Source organism: Litorilituus sediminis (genome assembly GCF_004295665.1).
Lineage (GTDB): Bacteria > Pseudomonadota > Gammaproteobacteria > Enterobacterales > Alteromonadaceae > Colwellia > Colwellia sediminis.
The window spans coordinates 2,780,912-2,801,920 of the sequence record NZ_CP034759.1 but is presented as its reverse complement, the minus strand read 5'-3'; the positions used below and the strand labels follow the sequence as shown (position 1 = coordinate 2,801,920).

At 40.5% G+C, this 21,009-nt stretch carries 19 protein-coding genes; 7 read left to right on the top strand and 12 right to left on the bottom strand.

The features are described from left to right. Positions 1-14 precede the first annotated feature (14 nt). From EMK97_RS12455 to EMK97_RS12440, 4 genes are all read left to right on the top strand, one after another. Complete coding sequence (locus EMK97_RS12455) at positions 15-962, top strand: c-type cytochrome (RefSeq protein ID WP_130602650.1); 948 nt, start codon at positions 15-17, stop codon at positions 960-962. 162 nt (positions 963-1,124) lie between these two features. After that, entirely contained in the window at positions 1,125-1,760 is a 636-nt protein-coding gene (locus EMK97_RS12450; RefSeq protein WP_130602648.1) for a paraquat-inducible protein A, read from the top strand. Then, positions 1,735-2,379 carry a paraquat-inducible protein A gene (locus EMK97_RS12445; RefSeq protein WP_170176757.1) on the top strand — a complete coding sequence of 215 codons (645 nt, stop codon included), beginning with the start codon at positions 1,735-1,737 and terminating at the stop codon, positions 2,377-2,379. Before EMK97_RS12450 ends, EMK97_RS12445 begins: the two co-directional genes overlap by 26 nt. Continuing rightward, positions 2,376-5,438: a PqiB family protein gene (locus EMK97_RS12440; protein ID WP_130602644.1), complete on the top strand. Its 3,063-nt coding sequence runs from the start codon at positions 2,376-2,378 to the stop codon at positions 5,436-5,438. Before EMK97_RS12445 ends, EMK97_RS12440 begins: the two co-directional genes overlap by 4 nt. A gap of 67 nt (positions 5,439-5,505) precedes the next feature. Here EMK97_RS12440 and EMK97_RS12435 read toward each other — a convergent pair whose 3' ends face one another. Both EMK97_RS12435 and focA read right to left on the bottom strand, forming a co-directional pair. Then, positions 5,506-6,225 carry a helix-turn-helix domain-containing protein gene (locus EMK97_RS12435; RefSeq protein ID WP_130602642.1) on the bottom strand — a complete coding sequence of 240 codons (720 nt, stop codon included), beginning with the start codon at positions 6,223-6,225 and terminating at the stop codon, positions 5,506-5,508. Positions 6,226-6,561: 336 nt separating this feature from the next. Further along, positions 6,562-7,416: a formate transporter FocA gene (gene focA, locus EMK97_RS12430; RefSeq protein ID WP_130602640.1), complete on the bottom strand. Its 855-nt coding sequence runs from the start codon at positions 7,414-7,416 to the stop codon at positions 6,562-6,564. Between the two features lie 227 nt (positions 7,417-7,643). On the opposite strand from focA, the gene EMK97_RS12425 reads away from it, so the two are divergent. Continuing rightward, positions 7,644-8,654, top strand: coding sequence for an IS110 family RNA-guided transposase (locus EMK97_RS12425; protein WP_130600077.1), 1,011 nt, complete (start codon positions 7,644-7,646; stop codon positions 8,652-8,654). A gap of 371 nt (positions 8,655-9,025) precedes the next feature. Then, positions 9,026-9,553: a hypothetical protein gene (locus EMK97_RS12420; RefSeq protein ID WP_130602638.1), complete on the top strand. Its 528-nt coding sequence runs from the start codon at positions 9,026-9,028 to the stop codon at positions 9,551-9,553. Between the two features lie 80 nt (positions 9,554-9,633). Here EMK97_RS12420 and EMK97_RS12415 read toward each other — a convergent pair whose 3' ends face one another. From EMK97_RS12415 to EMK97_RS12405, 3 genes are all read right to left on the bottom strand, one after another. Beyond that, positions 9,634-10,611 carry a methylenetetrahydrofolate reductase gene (locus tag EMK97_RS12415; RefSeq protein WP_130602636.1) on the bottom strand — a complete coding sequence of 326 codons (978 nt, stop codon included), beginning with the start codon at positions 10,609-10,611 and terminating at the stop codon, positions 9,634-9,636. Between the two features lie 325 nt (positions 10,612-10,936). Then, a complete protein-coding gene (locus EMK97_RS12410) occupies positions 10,937-11,146 on the bottom strand; it encodes a cysteine-rich CWC family protein (RefSeq protein WP_130602634.1) in 210 nt (69 codons plus the stop codon). Next, positions 11,143-11,856, bottom strand: a complete 714-nt coding sequence (locus tag EMK97_RS12405; protein WP_130602632.1) for a lipoate--protein ligase family protein — start codon at positions 11,854-11,856, stop codon at positions 11,143-11,145. The genes EMK97_RS12410 and EMK97_RS12405 overlap by 4 nt, the downstream gene beginning before the upstream one ends. Positions 11,857-12,186: 330 nt before the next feature. Between EMK97_RS12405 and EMK97_RS12400 the strand changes: the two genes are divergently transcribed. Continuing rightward, a complete protein-coding gene (locus EMK97_RS12400; RefSeq protein ID WP_130602630.1) occupies positions 12,187-13,038 on the top strand; it encodes a delta-class carbonic anhydrase in 852 nt (283 codons plus the stop codon). An 80-nt stretch (positions 13,039-13,118) separates the two neighbouring features. On the opposite strand, the gene EMK97_RS12395 is transcribed toward EMK97_RS12400, so the two are convergent. From EMK97_RS12395 to thiC, 7 genes are all read right to left on the bottom strand, one after another. Then, the gene (locus EMK97_RS12395; protein WP_130602628.1) at positions 13,119-14,099 is read right to left on the bottom strand and encodes a helix-turn-helix domain-containing protein; all 981 of its coding nucleotides are present in this window, start codon (positions 14,097-14,099) and stop codon (positions 13,119-13,121) included. 298 nt (positions 14,100-14,397) lie between these two features. Next, positions 14,398-14,604 (bottom strand): hypothetical protein, encoded by a 207-nt coding sequence (locus EMK97_RS12390; protein WP_130602626.1) that lies wholly within the window; start codon positions 14,602-14,604, stop codon positions 14,398-14,400. Positions 14,605-14,718: 114 nt separating this feature from the next. Continuing rightward, on the bottom strand, positions 14,719-16,281 hold the full coding sequence (thiE, locus tag EMK97_RS12385; protein WP_130602624.1) for a thiamine phosphate synthase: 1,563 nt from the start codon (positions 16,279-16,281) through the stop codon (positions 14,719-14,721). 145 nt (positions 16,282-16,426) lie between these two features. Continuing rightward, positions 16,427-17,224 (bottom strand): thiazole synthase, encoded by a 798-nt coding sequence (locus EMK97_RS12380; RefSeq protein ID WP_130602622.1) that lies wholly within the window; start codon positions 17,222-17,224, stop codon positions 16,427-16,429. A gap of 314 nt (positions 17,225-17,538) precedes the next feature. Then, positions 17,539-17,751 carry a sulfur carrier protein ThiS gene (gene thiS, locus EMK97_RS12375; RefSeq protein ID WP_130602620.1) on the bottom strand — a complete coding sequence of 71 codons (213 nt, stop codon included), beginning with the start codon at positions 17,749-17,751 and terminating at the stop codon, positions 17,539-17,541. 32 nt (positions 17,752-17,783) lie between these two features. Then, entirely contained in the window at positions 17,784-18,929 is a 1,146-nt protein-coding gene (locus tag EMK97_RS12370; RefSeq protein ID WP_130602618.1) for an FAD-dependent oxidoreductase, read from the bottom strand. 59 nt (positions 18,930-18,988) lie between these two features. After that, on the bottom strand, positions 18,989-20,977 hold the full coding sequence (gene thiC, locus EMK97_RS12365) for a phosphomethylpyrimidine synthase ThiC (RefSeq protein ID WP_130602616.1): 1,989 nt from the start codon (positions 20,975-20,977) through the stop codon (positions 18,989-18,991). Positions 20,978-21,009 lie beyond the last annotated feature (32 nt).

Here is a 21,009-nt window from a genome sequence, read left to right as displayed (position 1 = left end):
CAGAGAGCAACTCAATGAAAAAAATTATCTTTTCGCTTATTTTAGCATTAGGTCTAGTGAATGCTGCACAAGCAGCACAAGGCGATGCCGCCGCTGGTAAAGCGAAAGCAGCATCTTGTGGTGCCTGTCATGGTCCAGCAGGTATCAGTGCTATGGATTTATACCCTAATATTGCTGGTCAAAAAGATGTTTACATTATCAAGCAATTAAAAGATTTTAAGTCAGGCGCTCGTACTGACATGATGATGGCACCTATGGCGGCAAACTTAACTGAGCAAGACATGGCTGACTTAGCAGCTTATTTTTCTTCATTACCAATGGCAACAGCAGAAGAAGCGCCAGCAGCTGATGGTTCAGCAGCTCCTGCGGCTAATGCAGCGGCTCCAGCGGCAGCAGTAGTAACCTCTTCTCCAGCTGCGGCAATTTACCAAGGTGATATTGCTGCTGGTAAAACAAAATCGGCTATGTGTGCTTCTTGTCACGGTGTCGATGGCAACAGTGTAGTTCCTATGTACCCAAGTTTAGCTGGTCAAAGTGCTAACTATATTGCTAAGCAATTAGCAGACTTTAAATCAGGTTTACGTAACGACCCAGTAATGGCTGGCATGGTTGCAGCGTTAACTGAAGAAGACATGAATGACTTAGGTGCTTACTTTGCTGTACAAACGCCAAAAACTGGCACTGGCGAAGGTAGCACACTAGGTCAGAAACTATACTTTGGTGGTGAGCCAAGCCGTAACATCACAGCATGTGTTGCTTGTCACGGCGTGAAAGGTAAAGGTATGGCGCAAGCAGGTTTCCCTGCAATTGCAGGTCAAAATGCTGAGTACTTGAAGAAGCAACTTACGACTTTCCGCGATGGTAGCCGTGGTAACGATAACAACCAAATCATGCGTAACATCGCTATTAAGTTATCTGATGCTCAAATTGATGAATTAGTTAAATACATGTCTTCACTATAATAGTGACAACAAACAATCTGAAAAAGCAGCGTTGAACGCTGCTTTTTTTTGATCTTTTTCCCAAAAATAAGCGTAAAATCTTACATTATTAATACAAGTTTACTATTGTTTACCCTGATAAAGCAGGTAGGCTAAGCACCTTAATTAACTAAAGCAAACGCTATGGATAACCGTCTGAATACCAAACATATTGTTGCTTGTCATTTATGTGATGCCTTATACGATAAGCCACATTTAAAGCAAGGACAAACCGCTAAGTGCAACCGCTGTGGCAGCACTTTGGTTGAGCGTAAGGTTGATTCTATCAACCGTAGCTTTTATTGGTCTATCGCAGGCATTATTTTACTTGCGCCCGGCATTTTACTGCCCATTATTGGCGTTACCTTAGCTAAGCAATATCATCATGCCTCATTACTCGATTGCGTTGTGGTGCTGATTGAGCGTGGATTCTTTATGATAGCCACCTTGCTGTTTCTGTTTGCTATTGCCGTACCTGTAGTGCGTTTGTTTGGCGCTTTTTATATTTCTTTTAGCTTTAAATACAATCGCCTAAAGCCGTCCATGCTAAATTTCTTTCGTGCTTATCATCATTTAGATAACTGGGCCATGCTGAATGTATTTATGCTGGGTATTGTCGTATCCATGTATAAATTACTAGATGATACTGAATTAACCATCAACCTTGGCTTATTCTCTTTTACGCTGTTTTTGATCACGTCGACTATGGCATCGACCACGCTAGATCAAGACTACATTTGGGATAAATTAGAACGTGAGTTCATTGATGACGACAGCTAAGCAAAATGGCCTTGGCTTGTGCCCTAAATGCCATAAGGTAAACAAAATAGAATCAGAGCCGCAACAATGCTCACGCTGTCATGGCTGGTTTTATCCGCGTAAACGCAATAGCATTCAATACACCTTAGCCTGGAATATTGCCGCGTTATTATCCTTCATTCCTGCGAACCTGTACCCCATTATGATCATCTACTCTTTGGGTATTGGCGATGAATCAACAATACTTTCTGGCATAGGGCAATTTGTTGATCAAGGCTTATACCCTATTGCGGTAATTATATTTACCGCCAGTATTATAGTGCCGCTAGTAAAGATAGCCGGACTATTTCTTTTGGTGTATAAAGTGCAAACAGGTGTACGCTTAAAGCCAGATAAACACAGTAAGCTCTATCATGTATTAGAATTTTTAGGTCCTTGGTCAATGCTTGATGTATTCGTCGTTGCCCTACTCGTAGCTGTGGTAGAGTTAGGCATAATAACATCCGTTGCCGCAGGGCCTGCAATTAACTATTTTACCTTAACGGTTATTTTTACCATGATTGCAGCCAATAGTTTCGACCCAAGGCTTTTATGGGACAAGAAAGAAATAAACGATGACATGTTTAAAGGAAAACAATGACAAGCGACAATTCTCCCTCATCTAATCACAGTGAACTCAATAGCGCTGAAGTTGTACCAAGGCAAGGTATCTCGATTGTTTGGTTTGTGCCTTTTATCGCGCTTATTTTCGGTGCTTGGTTAGCCGTTAAGGTTATTTCTGAGCAAGGTACGTTTATTACCATAGAGTTTGAAAATGGCGCTGGCATAGTGCCAAAAAAAACCGAAGTACGCTACAAAGGCTTAGTTACCGGTTTAGTCACCAAAGTAACACCTTCTGATGACTTACAAACGGTTATTGCCGAAGTGGAGATGTCAGATAAATTTACTAATTATTTAACCGAAAATACGCTATTTTGGTTGGTTAGTGCTGACATTTCACTACAAGGTGTCTCTGGCTTAGATACGCTAATATCAGGTAGTTATATTAATATCATCCCAGATACTGGTGAAAATGCCGAAAGCCAAGATCACTTTGTTGCTTTAAATGAAGCCCCCGCATTAGATATGTCAACACCGGGCTTACACTTAACACTACAAACTAACGTATTAGGCTCAATAAGCGAAAACTCGCCAATCACCTTCAAGCAAATTCCTATTGGTTATGTAACTGGCTATCGCTATGACGATAATTCAAAAAAGATTGATATCAACGTATTTATCGAACAAGAACATGCTCATTTAATTAAGGAAAACTCACTATTTTGGAATACTAGTGGCATTCAAGTAACCGCCTCGCTTTCCGGTGGTTTAAAAGTAAATACCGACTCCATTGCTTCAATTATTGCCGGTGGTATTGCCGTAGACACCTTGAGCTATCAAGAAGATAAGCCCAATGTAAAAAATGGCCATCACTTCCCACTTCATCCTGATTTTCAGTCAGCAGAAATGGGCCATGAAGTTGAGCTAACGCTCGATTGGAACTCAGGTATTGATAACAACGCCGCCATTTTATATCAAGGTTTAACCATAGGCTCTATTGAGTCTATCTCAAGAATTGATCCTGCTAAGCGAAAAATTATTGCCAAAGCAAAAGTGAATCCGCGCGTTGCCCCTTATTTAACGGATCAGTCTCAGTTTTACCTAGTTTCACCAAGCATAAGTTTAACGGGCGTCTCCAATGCTAAAACACTGTTAACAGGTACTTACATTAGTATTAGACCTTCTCTTGATGGTAAGCCACGTAATAAATTTAAAGTGTATAAAAACAAGCCGCCGTATAAATATAGTGAGCCAGGTTTACACTTAGTACTTAAGGCAAGCGATAGAAATTCACTACAAATTGGCAGCAATATTTACTATAAGCAACAGCAAGTTGGTAATGTGCAAGCAATTGAAACGCTATCACCAGCAGAGCATGTAATTCATATCCATATTAAGCCAGAGTTTCAGCACTACGTAACCGCTAGCAGCCATTTTTACAATGCTAGTGGCTTGAAAATATCTGCCAATTTACAAGGCATAGAAGTTGCCGCTGAATCATTGCAAAGTATGCTAACCGGCGGTATTGCCTTTATTAATCATCAACCAGATAGCAGTAGCGCAACACCTGAAAAAGTCGCCAATGGCGAGAGCTTTATTTTATTTAACAATGAAAAATTAGCCAAACAACGCATTAGCTTTACCTTATCAACCTCAATTGATACCGAAGTAAGTACTAACACTCGTTTATTATATCGAGGTGAAGAAATTGGCACTGTGCACGAGGTAAATATAGAGGCGGATAGCAAAACCTTAAGTGTTGGCCTATTACCTGAATATCAGCATATTTTAACCAGCAACACGCAATTTTGGTTGGCAACAGCCAATTTAAGCTTATCAGGTGCAACCGATACCAATGCACTATTTGCCGGCAGTTATATAAGCTTTCATATGGGTGAAGGTGAAGCGCAAAGACACTTTACGCTATTAACAAGCCCGCCGGCTAAAAAAGCCAGCGCCAAAGGCTTACAACTGACCTTAGTAACCGACAGTGCCAATGTTGCTACCGCAGGCAGTGCCGTCAGTTATCGCGGGATTAAAGTAGGTCAAGTTGACAATGTTAGTCTAGATAAACACCAAGATACTATTTTGCTAAATATCACCATAGACGAAGAACATAGCGACCTGATCAAAGCAAATACCCGCTTTTACAATGCTAGTGGCATCACCTTAAGTGGTGGCTTAGGTGACTTTGTTGTCAAAACCGAATCCATTGATGCCATTTTACGTGGCGGTATCAGCTTTTATAATCCTAAGAACACCGGCCAAGTACAAGATATCAAGGTAAATGAGCTGGATAGATTCTCATTGTTTGATCACTTTGACCATGCTGAACAAGCGGGCTTGGCTATTAAAGTGCATTTCAACGATTTCTCGGGCTTAAAAGCAGGCACTAAGGTTATCTATCAAGAGCAAGAAGTTGGCACGATTGAAAGGCTAATATTTACTCAAGGTACTGTCGGCGTTACTGCGCTGGTATTGCTTAATGATCACGGTGTGCAATACGCCAAGCAAGGAGCTAAGTTTTGGAAAATAGAGCCAGAAATTGGTTTAGTTGGCTCAAAAAACGTTACCGCTATATTAGATGGTGCCTTTATTGGCTTATTACCAGCACCTGCAAACTCTGCTGAGCAAATTCAAACCGAGTTTAGCGCCCTTGAGTTGCCACCAACTGTAACTGAGTTGCCATACGGCTTAAATATTAAATTAACCAGTCACCGCTTAGGTTCAATCAGGGTTGGTAATCCTGTGCTGTATCGTCAAGTTAAAGTCGGTAAGGTAATCGGCATAGATTTATCAGCGACTGCTGATACCGTAGATGTGTATATCAACATAGCTAACCGCTATGCGCCACTTGTTAAGCCTAACAGTAAGTTCTGGAATACCAGCGGGGTAAGCATAGAGGCCGGTATTTTCTCTGGAGTTAATATAGATTCTGAATCAATTGAAACCCTTATCGCGGGTGGTATTGCCTTTGCCACGCCAGAGCAAGACAATGAAACTAATGCTGAACCAACACTACCGAGTAATTTTATATTGCACCAAGCCTTAGATAGCGATTGGTTAGAGTGGCAGACTAAAATTTCCCTCGACAAATAGTACTGATCGCCCTTGATAGCAGCTGAGCCTAACACTCAGCTGCTCACTTTAACCACTTAAGCTGAGCTTACTTATATAAGCGCCTTTCCACGACAAACAGCATTAAGCCACTAACAAACAAAAACACACCAACCACCTGCAACCAAGCATTAATTGCTCTTGGTTTTTGTAGCGAATGCTCTTTTCTGTATAAGCGTTTACCGCCATCAACTTCCTTAACAAAAAGTTGCCCAAGGTTTTCTTTAATTATCAGCGCATGCTCATCGCTACGCGCATTCATTTCTATCGACTTTTTTCGCCTTAACTCATCTCTAACATTTCTATCCTTGCTATCAATCAAGTTCCTCCAACGGCTAAATACGTCATTCGGCTCACCCGCAAGTACTACCCCATAAGATTTATATTCATACATCTTCTCACTAAATACCTGCTTACTAAAACCGATATAAAACAAGGTAACCGCCATAACAATAAAGGCGCTGGCGCTATAAAGTAAATTACGCTGCTTAGCTAACTTATTAGCCTGCAGTTGTTTAACAAATTGCTCAATATCAGCAATCATCATCAAATTAGCTTTGATATAACTTTGCTCTAAACCGTGCAGTACTTGCTCAACCGATACCGAAAATGCGCTAAGCATTTTTCTAAAGACCTCATTTGACGGCAGTGATTTATCATTTTCTAACTTTGATAAATACGATTGTTCTATTCCGGCAATTTCAGCTAATTCAGGCTGGCTTAGTCCTTTTTCCATTCTAAGTTGTTTAAATTTCTCACCTAAAGTCATCTTTCTTCCTTTATATTATTTTCTATACAAAGCGCCGGCTGCTTTGTAGTTAAGTTCAACGATTACGCTTGCTAGTACTAGGGCATGTTAACCTTTGTTCAGTAATTCAGCTGAAAGTACCTACAAAGGTCAACATGACCTCATGTATTCTTGGTTATTCCTAGAATAATAACTAGTTGAATATCGATGAATATTATCGACTATTGCTGAAATTACTAGCATCACCAGTAAAACAGCGCAGTTTTTGAACAAATAAAGCAAATACCACCACAAGGCATATAAAATTAAAGCCCTTATGCAGGGCTTAGTAAGATGGATACTTTATGGAATGAAGATTTAACCAATGTTTTTTCTATGCAGCGCCCAATAGGTCATACCTACCAATACGGCACCACCAATTATATTACCTAGCGTGACAGGAATTAAATTTTTGATAAAGAAATTGCTCAAGGTAAGCTCAGCAAAATCTGCTTGCGTGTAACCTATTGCTAGCCAAAATTCTGGACCTGCAAAGTTTTGAATGACAATCCCCATAGGTATCATAAACATATTTGCAATACTGTGCTCAAAGCCACAAGCAACGAACATGGCGATAGGCAAAATCATCACCATAATTTTATCGGTTACGCTGCGACATGAGAATGTCATCCATACAGCTAAACACACCATTAAATTACACAATACCCCTAAAGCAACCGCCTGAATAAAACCATGCTGTACTTTATGTTGTGCGATTTTTAAGGCATTTAGCCCCCAAGCACCGTCGGCCATAAGGTGTTGATTAGCTAACCAAATAATAAGAACAAAAAGCATAGTGCCAACCATATTACCTAGATAAACCACCAACCAGTTACGCAATAACTGCATACTGCTAATACGGTTACTGGCTCGCGCTATCGTCGTTAGCACCGATGAGGTAAACAACTCGCCACCACAAATAACCACAAGAATTAAGCCGATACTAAAGGCTAATCCGCCCACTAACTTTGCCATACCAAATGGCATATCGCCTGCGCCAATAGTGACTGTGGTATAAAAAACAAAGGCAATAGAAATAAATACCCCTGCGGTAATGGCTAAGTAAAAAGCTTGTAATGGATTCTTAGTCGCTTTAACTACACCTAACTCTTCTGCTTTTTCTGCCATAGCCTGCGGCAGCAATGGGTCAAAAGGATTCATTTCTACTTTCATCGACATTCTCATTTTGTCTTTAAATCTAATTTAGCTCGCAAGCCTTGGATGGAGGGGGATAATAATGAAGTGCATAAAAAATACAATAGCTCAACGGCACAAATAACACACAGAGTCAGTTAAAGCTTGATCTACATACTTATTAACCTGATGTGATGGTCTCCTCCCTAATTCGGCATTTAAGTGCCATGATTGAATTGCATACAATCAAAACGGGAGAAGACCAGATGCAGATTACAACAATTGGTATAGATATAGCAAAAAACGTATTTCATGTGGTGTGCTGTAACGCTAAAAATAAAATAGTCCGTAAGAAAGCCGTCAAACGTCGGGAACTGCTCCATTATGTGACAAACTTACCAAAAAGTATTGTTGCCATGGAGGCATGCTCTACTTCCAACTACTGGGGTAGAGAGATTGCCTCATTAGGACATAAGGTAAAGCTACTTCCTGCTCAACATGTAAAAGCGTTTTTAACAGGAAATAAAAATGACTACAACGACGCATATGCGATTGTTGTAGCTTCACAGCAGGCACATATTAAAGCAGTGCCAATAAAAACCATTGAAGAGCAGGATAATCAGCTTATTCATAAGGTCAGGGAATTAGCGATAGGGCAAAGAACAGCCTTATCTAATCAAATTCGTGGGTTACTGCTTGAATATGGAGTTAGCATTAAACAAGGCATCAAAAATTTACGCAAGGACGTTGTTGATTTATTAGATGAGACATCAAGCTTAAGTAGTACATTTAGGCAAGTATTAGCTCAGTTATATAGTCAGCTAGTGCACTTGGATAAAACTATTAAACAATATGACGAGCATATTAAGAAACAGGTAGCAAGTAATGACGCTTGTCAGCGTCTACAGACTATCCCAGGAGTTGGTCCAATAGTCGCTAGCGGCTACTACAATGAGGTTGGTAATGGTAGACACTATAAAAGAGGACGAGATGTCTCGGCGTCACTTGGTTTGGTGCCACGTCAGCATAGTACTGGCGGTAAAGACATATTACTTGGCATAAGCAAGCGGGGAAATCGCTATCTGAGATATCTTCTAGTACAAGGTGCTAAAGCAGTCGTCTCAAGAGCGAAAAATAAAACAGATAAGCTTAGTCAGTGGATAAATCGAATCGTAGCAACACGAGGACATAACAAGGCTTGTGTTGCCTATGCCAATAAAATGGCAAGAATAGCTTGGGCTATAACCGTTTCAGGGGAAAGTTACCAAGCTTTATAGAAATACTCTTCAGCGAATTGCGAAGGTAAATGGGTAGATGATTAAACAGGTCAAACCGGCATATTGAAAACCTGTCGAGCTCAGGGGTAGTAAAATACCGACAACCTGATAAGGACAATATGCGCGATTTACATCTAGGTCAGGGCAAATAAATTAAGTGCTCATAAACAGACCGAATATATGACAGCAAACCTGTCCCTGTTATCACCTAATAGACCTTGCAATACGGGAGGAGACCATATATGAGCTCGGCTTAATTAGGCTTGCAAAAGGCTTGCCCTTTCCTTTAAATATCAACAGTAATGAAAATCATTATCGTTTATTTTGTTTAATTCAGGTATTATAGCTTTTTTGATATGGGGAAACTGAACATGATGAAAACACTTCTTTGCCTAGCTAGCTTACTGGTTTTAACTGCCTGTAACCAAACAGATAGCAGCACGAATACAACCGAGACATCAACGAAGGCACTGCACACCTTTAACCAATATAAAAAGGACGCAATAAATTTAGTCTCATTAATTGAAGATAAGGCATCTGATAAAGACATTATTATTCAATCTGCTAATTTGGTTAAGCAATCCCAAACCATTATCAGTGCATTTAAAGAGAAACTTCCGCAATGTCAGGAGTATCTGACAGCGGTAAGTTCAGCAGCAACAATTATTCCGTCACTACCATTAGCAGAGATAGAAACTGATTATCATGCCGATGGTAAACTACCTAAACTCAACGATGCGAATTGCTATCATGCCAAAGACTTATTAGTACACCCTGCAACCGTTCAAGCTATCGCAGCAATTGGTATTACAACGCCAGAGCAACGTGAAGATGCTAAAGGTGAAATTGTTGAAGTTATTGAGCATTTCTCACAAGTTGAGCAGGCTTTTAAAGGTTAATACAGCCACAAAAGTACTATTCAAATAGAAGAACAGGTACAGCCAATAAACTACAGCGCATTAGCGCTGTAGTTTTTAGTCTAGCTGCGACCTAAAACCGCCAACTCTTTCTTCGCTAAGTAATTATCCATTTTAGAGCGCAATAATTTATACAAAAGAATTGAGCCATCAATTTCCGCTTTACGGTTAGTTAAGCTTTCAATATTCAAGCCTAGCGGTAAATCGTACGGCATTACCGCATCAAGTATTTGCTGCAAACTATTAACGCAAAACTGAATCGATTCATGCAGCGGATTTTTAGCATTTAGAATACGTAAGCTAGTGGCTTCTGGCACATTCACACCTAACCACTCAATAAACTCTAATGTTTTCTCACTACCACACGGAGAAAAAGTTAAAATTAACCGTTGTGGTTTCAAGCCTTGACGTTGACACTCAATGGCATAACGGGTCAATAAATCAATGGTTGCTTGCGGGTTATAAATCGCTTGTGAAATAAAAAAACTACAACCTTGTTTATGTTTCGCGATTAAACGCTCGTGCTCATTTCTTTTACTGGCGTGACGCTCTGCTATGGTTACCCCACCAATAAAGAACTCATGTGGGTTATCTACCAGGGTTTTGTAGGCATCTGCTAGAGGTAAAGATATTTCATTGTTAACTGAAGGGCTGCCAACAAGCACGACATCTTTTACGCCGTATTCTTGCCATGCCTCATTTGCCCACTGGTTAAAATCATCACTATTAGACTGCACGACACTTTTATAGGTGATCACAGGCCTAGTCGACTTTTTATTTAATAACGAAGAATAAACCCTAGAATCAAGCGTCGATTTAAACGGAAAAGGTCTAGGTTTGTTAATGCGAGAGTTTTCATCTTGAATGTCATAAACAATCAAGCCATCAAAGTCGATATCGCTAACACGATCAAGTAACTTATCAGCAATTTCATCCACTTGATCTAATGGCGTATCACTTTTGGGTGGTGTAGTACCAATAAAGTAAACCCCTCGATAAATATCGTTATATCTAACTTGTAACTCTGATTGTGCAGTCAAAATGTTCTTCCCATGTTTTAGCTAGATTACGACACCTAGATGTTTAGACGTCTATATGTTTATACATCCTGTATTATTTGTCAACCATCAGAAGTGACAATAAGCTCAGTCAAAATTAAATATACTTTATACCCATGAGTAACAGCCAATATTTTATTCATAATTCAACCAGTTACCAAGAAGAGCAATAAAGGCAAGATAACGAAAATAAATAATTTATTAGTTTTACTACTATAGACCATGGTCAAAACTCTATTAGCTTAGAGTTCGCTTAGTTAAAAGCTACCAGGCATAAAAAGGAGCTAATGATTAACGATGGCGGGATTTAACTGCAGTCATTAGCCTGCAGAAAAGCGCGCTGACACTGCTGGCAAATACAGGCTTTACCTTTAAGGGGCTCTGGCACTTTATCTTTTAGTTCTTCTGGCATTTCAGCCTGCATGCACCAGCAAGATGAGGCGCTTGCTACCTGACAATTATTTTTCTGCTGACATAATGGGCATAAGCTTTCATCAACTGACACGCTGTTATTCATCGATATAACTCACTATTAATAAATGCACGGCTTAGCTGGTTATATAATGCCTCTACCGATAATTTGTCATTGATATGCTGATATAAACTAGTGTGTACCTCTGCTTTAACACGCTCTTGTTTCTGACATTGTTGATAGCACAAATTCACAGGCCTAATAAGCTCATCAAGCAGCACATCAATTAATATAAACGCTTGTGCTAAAACCACCTTACCGCCGCCTTTTTTCAATACAACTCGCTGGGCGGTACCAACAATTTTTTTACCGTTGATATTAAGGTTATAGTCACCATCACAATACGAATGTTCAGTTGCATGCGCCTGACAAGCAATACCTAAGTCAGCAAAAAATGCCGTCAGTACCGTACATAAGTTTTCATAGGCTTGAGTAATTGAATAAGCTTGCTCACTCGGCCAAGTATACATATGAGATAAGTTAATCACCCCCGGACATTGCGGCACAGGGGCACCACCAGTTTTGCGTGATAGTATTTGCCAACCAGATTCAGCCAATGTTTGCGCTAACTCTGGCGATTCAGGCCACTTATTACCAGCAGGTAATACCAAGGTCGGCTTATCTGCCTGCCACAGCATTAAACATTGATTTAACTCTCCCGTTTGTACCTGTTTTAGCAGTTGTGTTTCTTTCGCGAACACATCGGCAACCGAGGTTGCTTGGTAGCGTAATAACTTATTTTTATTCTTGCTCATTCACTTGTTCACTACTTAAGTTAAGCCTTTGATACTGCATACATTATATGCATTTTATCGATTACAATTTTTAACAGAATATCTTGGTAAATACCTAGCTGAATTGCTGCTTAGTGTAGCATACTGCGACCATAATCTAAGGGCGAAAAATCACAACTTACTTTACCTAATTAATGCACAAAACAGACTTTATTAAACAAGAGCAACTATACCAAGGGACATGATTAAAAAAGACAAACGGTATCAATTTTAGCTCTTTCGCTAAGCCACTATAAAGTAAGCGCAATAATCCGAGATGAACAGAATATTTAATAAACTTAAGGCAAAAATATGAATAAAAATACCTTTCCTGCAATTGTTGCAGCAACATTAGTACCGCTAGCGGCGAACGCAGCTAGTGATCACAGCACAGTCTCTGATGAATACATAGCTAAACAGCGTGCTATGCTGGAAAAGAACACCGATGGCAAAGGCTTTGGCCCGCAGTCTCCGCGCAATATCGATACCTTAAAAGGTAGCAATGCTCGTATCTTCAACCAAGCACCTAAGTATCAAGATATGAACCTATGTAATATTCACTTCCACAAAAATGCCGAACATCAAGGCGGTGAATTTAATAAATACGCGGGCAATGGTGACGGTGCTGGCTTTCAAACCGGCTTTGTTTACTCAGGAAAGCTAACCGCAGCTGAAACGAAAAAAGTTAACCAAGAGATTTGTCCTAGCAAACATGGCGGCCTGCACCCAGGTGATACCATTGAGCTGCATTACGTGCATACCAGCGCACAAGTTAATCCGGGACCAACATTAGGCGCCTGTTTAAGTGACGCTATTATGAACCCGCAATTGCGTGTTGAAACTCAAGTTTATGTACTAGTAAACGACAAGCATGCTCTCGATTTTAGTGAATTAACCAAGCACGCTGTCGTTAATGGCAAGCACCAAGCGGTGAATATCCCTAATAATACCGGTACAGCAATTCAGTATGCTGGCTCTACTACTGGCCCAAGCTATAACGAGAAAGGTTCACCACTACAAGTCTCTTGGAGTGTTCGTCCAAAAATTGCCAAAGTGAATATCGAAACTGTCGGTAAGTGGTGCCAGGGTAATACCTTTAACGAAGATCATGCACATGGTGTACGTAACTTAGTGACTAATCCTAAGTTATTATCATCAATGTAAGTCACTAAAACAGTAACAAGGAGTCATGCAATGCCTTGTTACTGTTTACCTTGTTTGAGATTGCGCCGGCAAAAATACTATTACAGCTCTTCTTTACTAAACAGCTCCATTAAACCGACCAAGGCTCCAAACAGCACGGCCCCTACCGGCCAAACTATCCAAGTAACGGCCCAATTCATGGTCCACAAGCTCCAGCCTAAATAAATGGTTACCAATAAAGGCCAATAAAACGCAGCCAGCTTTTCTGCACGTTTAGCGCGTCTGCTCTTTTCTGAGTTAAGTGAACAGTCTTTTAAAATATTGTTGTAAGCATCATACTCAGCGGATACGGGTGAAATAATAAAAACACCAGCAGCAATTAAAATAAATAACACGATAAGCATCAACATCATTAATTCTTTACCGTCAAAGAATATATTTGCCAGCATTAACGGCACAAAACTAATGATAAATAAGAAAATACCTATCGATAGTCGACGATTATAAGTTGCTCTAAACTTTGTTAACTTATCTTGAAAAACACTATGTACGCCATAAGCTAACTCAAACGACTCTTCATCAATTAACGAAGTCTGTTCTTCATATTGATTAGTCTTAAGAAAATTACTCACCGCAATAGCAACCATAACTAAAATACAAACAATACCAAGCGCTGCTGCAATATCATCAGTGATATTTAGGCGATTTGTTTCAGCCATAGCTAAAAAGAAAAATAGCGGTACCACCGAGCAAATGCATAATATGACACCTTTAGTTACCAAGGCTGACACTTTCAATTTATTTGCTACATACTCGCTCGCCTGCTCCATTGATACTTGCTTAAGATTGCTAACCTTAGTTTCTTGATTAGGCTGACTAACTTCCTGTTCATCCTTTAATAAATAATCTGTGGTGACATCAAAAATTTCTGCGAGCTTAATAATTCTATTTAAGTCTGGAATGCTATTGGCACTTTCCCATTTTGAGACAGACTGCCGAGAAATATTCATTTTTTCGGCTAATTCTTCTTGTGACCAGCCAAGCTGCTTTCGACATTTGATAATTTTTTCTGCTAGTATCATTACATTCATCTCTTCAGGTTTTATTGAGCCTTAAGCTTAGGAAATCATGCAGTTGCAAGCTATCAAGCGAGCTTGTAATTTTGTCAACCAGCAGTTGCATTTGGCGGATTATTGCTCAATTTAGCGATTTTTTTGTTGTGCGGCAACTAAGATATGAAATGAAAACTGTAAAATTTAGCCAAGCTAAAATGAGAGTTTTTTTATCAAATATTGACCATGAAAAGCCGGAAAAAATGCACTTTTAACTAGCGCTATTTGCATAAAAATAGCAAATTACTCCAGTTAAAAGTTAGTTTTATTAGGCATCTTCTTCGTGCATTTGACCATCAATGAGCAAGGTTTCTTCTGCTACTTTTTCATCATGCTTAGCCAAACGATAACTACCGTTAAACATATATTCTAAAAAAATACGCTCACCAGCTTTTGCCTGTAAATGGCTTAATACTTCTCCCGGTAATTTCACACCAAAGCCATCACCTACTTTCTCAATTGTTAATTCAATCATAAAGCACTCGCTTAGTTATTAAGTAACTCGTGCTTAAGTTACTTAAATGATCATCCATTAAGTATAGTAGTCAACAATAAGCACACAAGTGAGCGTTTACTTCAGTGTGCGTAACTAGGTTTTATTGATACAAACTTGTAACTGAGCAACCGCCTGCTCAGGATCGTCAGCATGAGTAATGGAAGTCACCACGGCAATACTTTCAACCCCAGTTGCTGCCACAAGTGGCGCTCTTGCTAAGTTAATACCGCCGATAGCGACCACAGGGATTTGCTTGGCTTTATCATTCGGCCTTAATGTCAGCACTTGCGCAAGATTATCTAAACCCTGAATCTGTCCTGTCATATCTTTAGTGCTGGTAGGAAAAATAGCGCCAATAGCCAAATAAGAAGGTTGTAATTGCTGCGCTAACAAGAACTCATAACAGCCATGGGTGCTAAGACCTAAACGAATACCAGCGCGTTGAATTTGTGCTAAATCAGCAGCCATTAAATCTTCTTGACCAATATGAACGCCATAAGCACCGTATTTAATGGCTAGCTGCCAATAGTCATTAATAAACAGACGAGTATTATAGTCTTTCGCTAATTCCACCGCCTGAGCGATAACCTGCTCTAATTCATCTTCTGGCAAGTTTTTCACCCTCAGCTGAATAATTTCCAGCCCTAATGGCAATAACCGCTTAAGCCATGCTAATGAATCGATTACCGGATATAAACCTAACTGCTTGCCGTTAAGGTTGAGTGACTTAAAGGCAGGTAAATCATGATATTGCCGATGAATATCATCAACAACTTGCGGAAAGTCCTCACTACTATGCGGCCAGCCAAGCTGTTCAAACGCGCCGTAATATTGATGTTGCTTACTAGCACTTAAGTCAACACTCGCCTTTAAGCCTTGATTAATAAAAGCTTTCGCTAAGGTAAATGCATCACGTACTAAATAACCTAAGGCTAAAAAGCTGGCAAGCGCTGTGGCAAAACTACAACCACCGCCATGACTATAATGACTATCAATTCTTGCTGAAGATAACTGATAACTGATGGCTTGATGTAGCTTATCTTGATTGTCTTGCTTGATTTGATTTAACTGATGATAACAATAATCACTGCTTACCCCTTGCTGCTCGCTATGGCCGCCCTTAACAATCACGGCATTAATGGCAAAAGCCTGATAAATACGCTGGGCTAATTGCTTTGACTCGCTAATATCATCTAGCTGCGCCAAGGCTTGCGCTTCAGCTAAATTAGGGGTAACGATATCAACTACTTTTAATAAAGGCGTAAGCTCGTTTAAGGAAAGGGAATGAAAATTGCCTCCCACACTAGCCTGACCAACAGGATCATAAACCACGATAAGGCCATTAACTTGCTGCTTTAACGCTTTAATTGCCTGCGTTAGCCAAACCACTTGTTCAACATTGGCCACTAAACCTATTTTGATGACCGTAGGCGATTTATCTTCTATCAACACCTCATATTGCTGCTGCAAAATTTCAATTGAAACCGGGTTAACCGCAAGCAGTTGAGAAGAGTTTTGCGCGGTATTGGCCGTAATTAAACTACACACCTCAACACCTAAGCCGTGCCCGGTTTTAATATCTGCCGCTATACCTGCGCCACCCGAACAGTCACTGCCTGAAATTGTCCAAATAATAGCTTTTTGCTTTATCGTCATTATTGCTTTTGTCTATTGTTAAATCTCAAAAATAAATAGCTTAAAGGCTAAGTTAGTTAACGATAATGCCAGGCGAATACGCGCAGCCTAGTGCACTAGGTGAGCATATTCAACGCAGCAGTAACGTTAAATAACGACGCATTTACTAGCTATTTTGGTGCCAGAAAGGCGTATCTAGGGTGGGCGTTGACGGATGCGCCGTTTGCCTTTGCTCCATCACGCCAGCTACATAACCTAGCTCACCCGCTTGTAATGCTTGAGCAAACGCTTTTGCCATCATTACCGGGTTATCCGCTAAAGCCACGGCACTGTTTAATAGCACGCCATCATAGCCCATTTCCATCGCCAAACAGGCATCTGATGGTTTACCTATACCGGCATCAAGAATCAAGGTAGCCTCAGGTAGCCGCATACGTATGGTTTCAAGGTTGTAAGGGTTCATTAAACCTTTACCCGTACCAATAGGCGATGCCCATGGCATAATCACCTGACAACCTAAATCATACAATCGTTGGCACAATACTAAGTCATCGGTACAGTAGGGTAGCACTTTAAAACCATCGGCTAATAACTGCTCAGTGGCCGTGATTAACTCGATGGGATCTGGCTGTAAGTTATAGTCATCACCAATGACCTCAAGCTTTAGCCAATCGGTTTGAAAAATCTCTCGGCTCATTTTTGCTAAGGTTACCGCTTCTTTAGCCGATTTACAGCCAGCAGTATTTGGCAATAGCTTGCCATTGGTTTGCGCAACAACGTCCTGTAAGTATTGCCAAATTTTTTGACCTGAGTTTTCTGCTGGGTTTTGCCTTTTGAGCGACAAAGTCACTACTTGTGAGCCACTGGCCAAAATAGCTTGCTTCATAATTTCAGGTGACGGATATAAAGCACTACCAATCAGTAATCGGCTATTTAACTGCTCACCATAAATTGTTAACGACATAATTTATTCTCCACGACTATTTTCTATAGCCAGTCTCTAGGGCGTGTAGACCTTTGTTTAATAATTCAGCTGAGAGAGAAAATCCCTTTAATCAAGACAAAAGTTGCGTAGTTTAGCTAGCTAAATTAGCCACTTTTAACGCAGAGTAAAGTGATTTTAGCCTCAGCCCGAAGGGCAATGGCTATTTTTAACACTAGCGGCATTAGTATTCACTTATTTGGAACAACCAAACCGCGCTCATACTGCTTTGCTATTGATAAAAATAACTCATTGCTGAAAATATCAACAAAGATCAACACGCCCTAAGTAATCAGTTAGCCACCTTGAATAGGCATCAGTACATCTAGGCTATCGCCATTGTTTACTTTCGTTGTCTCATAGGCATCTTTACCAACAAAATCGCCATTTAAGGCAACAGCAAAGGTCGAGTGCTGCGGCTCAATAAAATATAAATCCAGCGCTGCTGACACAGTAATGCTGGTTTCGTGGCTTAGCGCATAAGCTTTGCCATTAATGTGAAAATTCATAATCTTACTTCTTATTTATCTAAGCTAATCGGCTACTTAACCGTCACAGGCATTAAGTCACTATAAGGTAACTCAACTTCATTATTATTGGAGATATTGTCAATAACCGCCAACACTTGCGCTAACACCACAGGAGCAATTAAAAAGCCATGACGAAATAAACCATTGACTTGCACTAAGCCTGATTGCTGAATAATCTTCGGCTGATTATCGCTAAAGGCTGGTCGGCATTGACTAACATGCTGACGAATATTCGCCTCAGCAAAGCCCGGATGCACGCTATAAGCAGCACTTAATAACTCCATGGCCGATCGCACTGTCATGGGTGAATCATCATCACTTTCAATTTCGGTAGCGCCGACCACATAAAAACCTTTACCTTTAGGCGCAATATATAATTGATACCTAGGGTGCATTAAGCGTATTGGTCGAGTAAGGTGGACATCGGGGGCAAATAGCTGAAATAATTCACCACGCACGGCACGTAAATCAGGTAAAGGTGCGGCATCTGCATTGGCGTGCTTGTTACTAGCCCCCGTACCACGACAATCAATGACTAAATCAAACGGCTGGCTCTTAGCTACTCCGCGCTGTTGATAACTTACAACTTGCCCACAGCCATCAGCATGAATACCGACAACTTTAGACTCAGTTAACCAATCAAAGTCAGCATTTTGCCCTTCTTGCATTAATTGCTTAGCTAAGGCCACCAATAAGCGACGATTGCCTAACTGGCCTTCTTGCGGTAAATACAAGCCCTGATTAAAGCTTCTGCCAAGCTCTGGCTCTAATTCCAGTAACTGGCTACGATTAAGCTGATGACTTGGCTGCTGTGGATAATTCATCTGTAAGTGACGAACAAAGCGCTGATAATCACCTTTATCTTGCTCGTGGCTAACCATAATGGCGCCCGTTTGCTGGAAAATGGTGTACTCATCTAAACTATCTAGTAACTTAGGCCACATAGCTAGCGACTTAAAGCCCATAGCCACAATGTTTGCTTCACAATGTAAAGATTCACCTAATGGCGTTAATAAACCCGCCGCGGCATAAGCAGCACTTTGATGCGCATCTTTGTTGTCTTGATCAAACAAGCAAACGCTATGCTGCTTGTCTCGAATTAAAGATAAAGCTAGCAAACGGCCCATTAAACCCGCGCCAACAATGGCTATTTTCATATCATTGCCTTCATCGCTAGCATATCAGCAAACGCTGATATGCTAGCGCTTACTCGAAGTTACTTAGCGGTATGGTAAATTTCACTACCGGTTGCTTTAAATTCAGCAGACTTTTCCTGCATGGCCTGTTCAATGGCTTCATCCGACGTTAAAGTCACGGTTTCATCAAGTAATTGAATTTTAATAGCGTTTTTATCCAGCTCTGCCGCGTAATCACGTACTTCTTGCGAGATTTTCATCGAACAGAATTTAGGACCACACATAGAGCAGAAATGAGCAATTTTACCTGACTCTTGCGGTAAGGTTTCATCATGATAAGCACGTGCTGTTTCTGGGTCTAAACCTATATTGAATTGATCATACCAACGAAACTCAAAGCGCGCCTTACTCATGGCATTATCACGAATTTGTGCGCCTGGGTGGCCTTTGGCTAAATCGCCCGCATGTGCTGCCAGCTTATAAGTAATTAAGCCTTCTTTTACGTCTTCTTTATTTGGTAAGCCTAAGTGCTCTTTAGGGGTTACATAACACAGCATGGCACAGCCGTACCAACCAATATTAGCAGCACCTATACCTGAGGTGATGTGATCATAACCTGGAGCAATATCTGTCGTTAGTGGCCCTAAAGTATAAAATGGCGCTTCACCACAGTGCTCTAATTGCTCTTCCATATTCGCTTTAATCATATGAAGCGGTACATGGCCTGGACCTTCAATGATAGTTTGTACGTCGTGTTTCCACGCTATTTTAGTTAGCTCACCTAAGGTTCTTAGTTCAGCAAATTGCGCTTCATCATTAGCATCAGCGACTGAGCCTGGGCGCAAGCCATCACCTAATGAGAAGGAAACATCGTATTGTTTTAAGATTTCACAAATATCTTCAAAGTGGGTGTATAAGAAGTTTTCTTTGTGATGCGCTAAACACCACTTGGCCATAATTGAGCCACCGCGAGAAACAATTCCAGTGACACGTTTTGCTGTCATAGGTACGTAACGAAGTAACACACCAGCGTGAATAGTAAAGTAATCAACACCTTGCTCTGCTTGCTCAATTAAAGTATCGCGGAAAATTTCCCAAGTTAAGTCTTCAGCAACACCATTTACTTTTTCAAGTGCTTGATAAATTGGTACAGTACCAATTGGCACAGGCGAGTTACGTAAAATCCATTCTCGAGTTTCGTGAATATTACGACCTGTTGATAAATCCATCACAGTATCTGCGCCCCATTTGGCCGACCATACTAGCTTTTCAACTTCTTCTTCAATGCTTGAAGTTACCGCTGAGTTACCAATGTTGGCATTCACTTTAATTAAAAAGTTACGACCAATGATCATAGGCTCACTTTCAGGGTGATTGATATTGTTTGGAATAATGGCACGACCGCGCGCTACTTCATCACGGACAAACTCAGGGGTAATTTGCTCAGGAATGCTAGCACCAAACGACTCACCTTTATGTTGCTGAAGTAAAATTTCATCTTTCACTTCTTGGCGCTTTAAGTTTTCACGAATGGCAATGTATTCCATTTCTGGTGTGATAATACCTTTTTTCGCATAGTGCATTTGCGTGACATTTTTGCCTGGCTTAGCACGACGTACTTTCGGTAAGTGTTCAAAGCGAAGGTGATCTATACCTTCATCGGCAAGACGCTGCTGTGCATATTGCGAAGTATTTGATTCTAGAAAGTCGATATCATCGCGGGCATCAATCCAGGTTTCCCGTAAACGAGGAATACCTTTGTGCACATCGATTTCTACATTTTCATCAGTGTAATAGCCAGAAGTATCATAAACGCATAGCGGCTCGTTTTTCTCATAAATAGGGTTTTCTTTTGTGCCGCCAACTAAGGTATCAGTTAAGGTAATTTCACGCATACCCACTTTGATATCGTGTATTTTACCTGGAACATAGATTTTCTTTGAATTTGGGAAAGATTGATCCGATACGTTTTTTAAAAAGGCTTCTGCCGCTTCACGCTTTTCACGTCGCGTTTGTGGCTTGCTCTGTTGAGATGAATGGTTGTCTTGATTATTCGCTTGGTCGCTCATGGTCGCCCCTGTTTTTAAAGTTTTAATATTTA

What these genes read in the sequence shown, in the direction of transcription:
- EMK97_RS12455 (WP_130602650.1), top strand. Translation starts at nt 15, where the DNA reads ATGAAAAAAATTATCTTTTCGCTTATTTTAGCATTAGGTCTAGTGAAT.
- focA (WP_130602640.1), bottom strand. Translation starts at nt 7,416, where the DNA reads ATGAAAGTAGAAATGAATCCTTTTGACCCATTGCTGCCGCAGGCTATG.
- EMK97_RS12390 (WP_130602626.1), bottom strand. Translation starts at nt 14,604, where the DNA reads ATGATTGAATTAACAATTGAGAAAGTAGGTGATGGCTTTGGTGTGAAA.
- EMK97_RS12380 (WP_130602622.1), bottom strand. Translation starts at nt 17,224, where the DNA reads ATGTCGTTAACAATTTATGGTGAGCAGTTAAATAGCCGATTACTGATT.
- EMK97_RS12370 (WP_130602618.1), bottom strand. Translation starts at nt 18,929, where the DNA reads ATGAAAATAGCCATTGTTGGCGCGGGTTTAATGGGCCGTTTGCTAGCT.
- EMK97_RS12450 (WP_130602648.1), top strand. Translation starts at nt 1,125, where the DNA reads ATGGATAACCGTCTGAATACCAAACATATTGTTGCTTGTCATTTATGT.
- thiC (WP_130602616.1), bottom strand. Translation starts at nt 20,977, where the DNA reads ATGAGCGACCAAGCGAATAATCAAGACAACCATTCATCTCAACAGAGC.
- EMK97_RS12425 (WP_130600077.1), top strand. Translation starts at nt 7,644, where the DNA reads ATGCAGATTACAACAATTGGTATAGATATAGCAAAAAACGTATTTCAT.
- EMK97_RS12400 (WP_130602630.1), top strand. Translation starts at nt 12,187, where the DNA reads ATGAATAAAAATACCTTTCCTGCAATTGTTGCAGCAACATTAGTACCG.
- EMK97_RS12435 (WP_130602642.1), bottom strand. Translation starts at nt 6,225, where the DNA reads ATGACTTTAGGTGAGAAATTTAAACAACTTAGAATGGAAAAAGGACTA.
- thiS (WP_130602620.1), bottom strand. Translation starts at nt 17,751, where the DNA reads ATGAATTTTCACATTAATGGCAAAGCTTATGCGCTAAGCCACGAAACC.
- thiE (WP_130602624.1), bottom strand. Translation starts at nt 16,281, where the DNA reads ATGACGATAAAGCAAAAAGCTATTATTTGGACAATTTCAGGCAGTGAC.
- EMK97_RS12420 (WP_130602638.1), top strand. Translation starts at nt 9,026, where the DNA reads ATGATGAAAACACTTCTTTGCCTAGCTAGCTTACTGGTTTTAACTGCC.
- EMK97_RS12405 (WP_130602632.1), bottom strand. Translation starts at nt 11,856, where the DNA reads ATGAGCAAGAATAAAAATAAGTTATTACGCTACCAAGCAACCTCGGTT.
- EMK97_RS12440 (WP_130602644.1), top strand. Translation starts at nt 2,376, where the DNA reads ATGACAAGCGACAATTCTCCCTCATCTAATCACAGTGAACTCAATAGC.
- EMK97_RS12410 (WP_130602634.1), bottom strand. Translation starts at nt 11,146, where the DNA reads ATGAATAACAGCGTGTCAGTTGATGAAAGCTTATGCCCATTATGTCAG.
- EMK97_RS12395 (WP_130602628.1), bottom strand. Translation starts at nt 14,099, where the DNA reads ATGATACTAGCAGAAAAAATTATCAAATGTCGAAAGCAGCTTGGCTGG.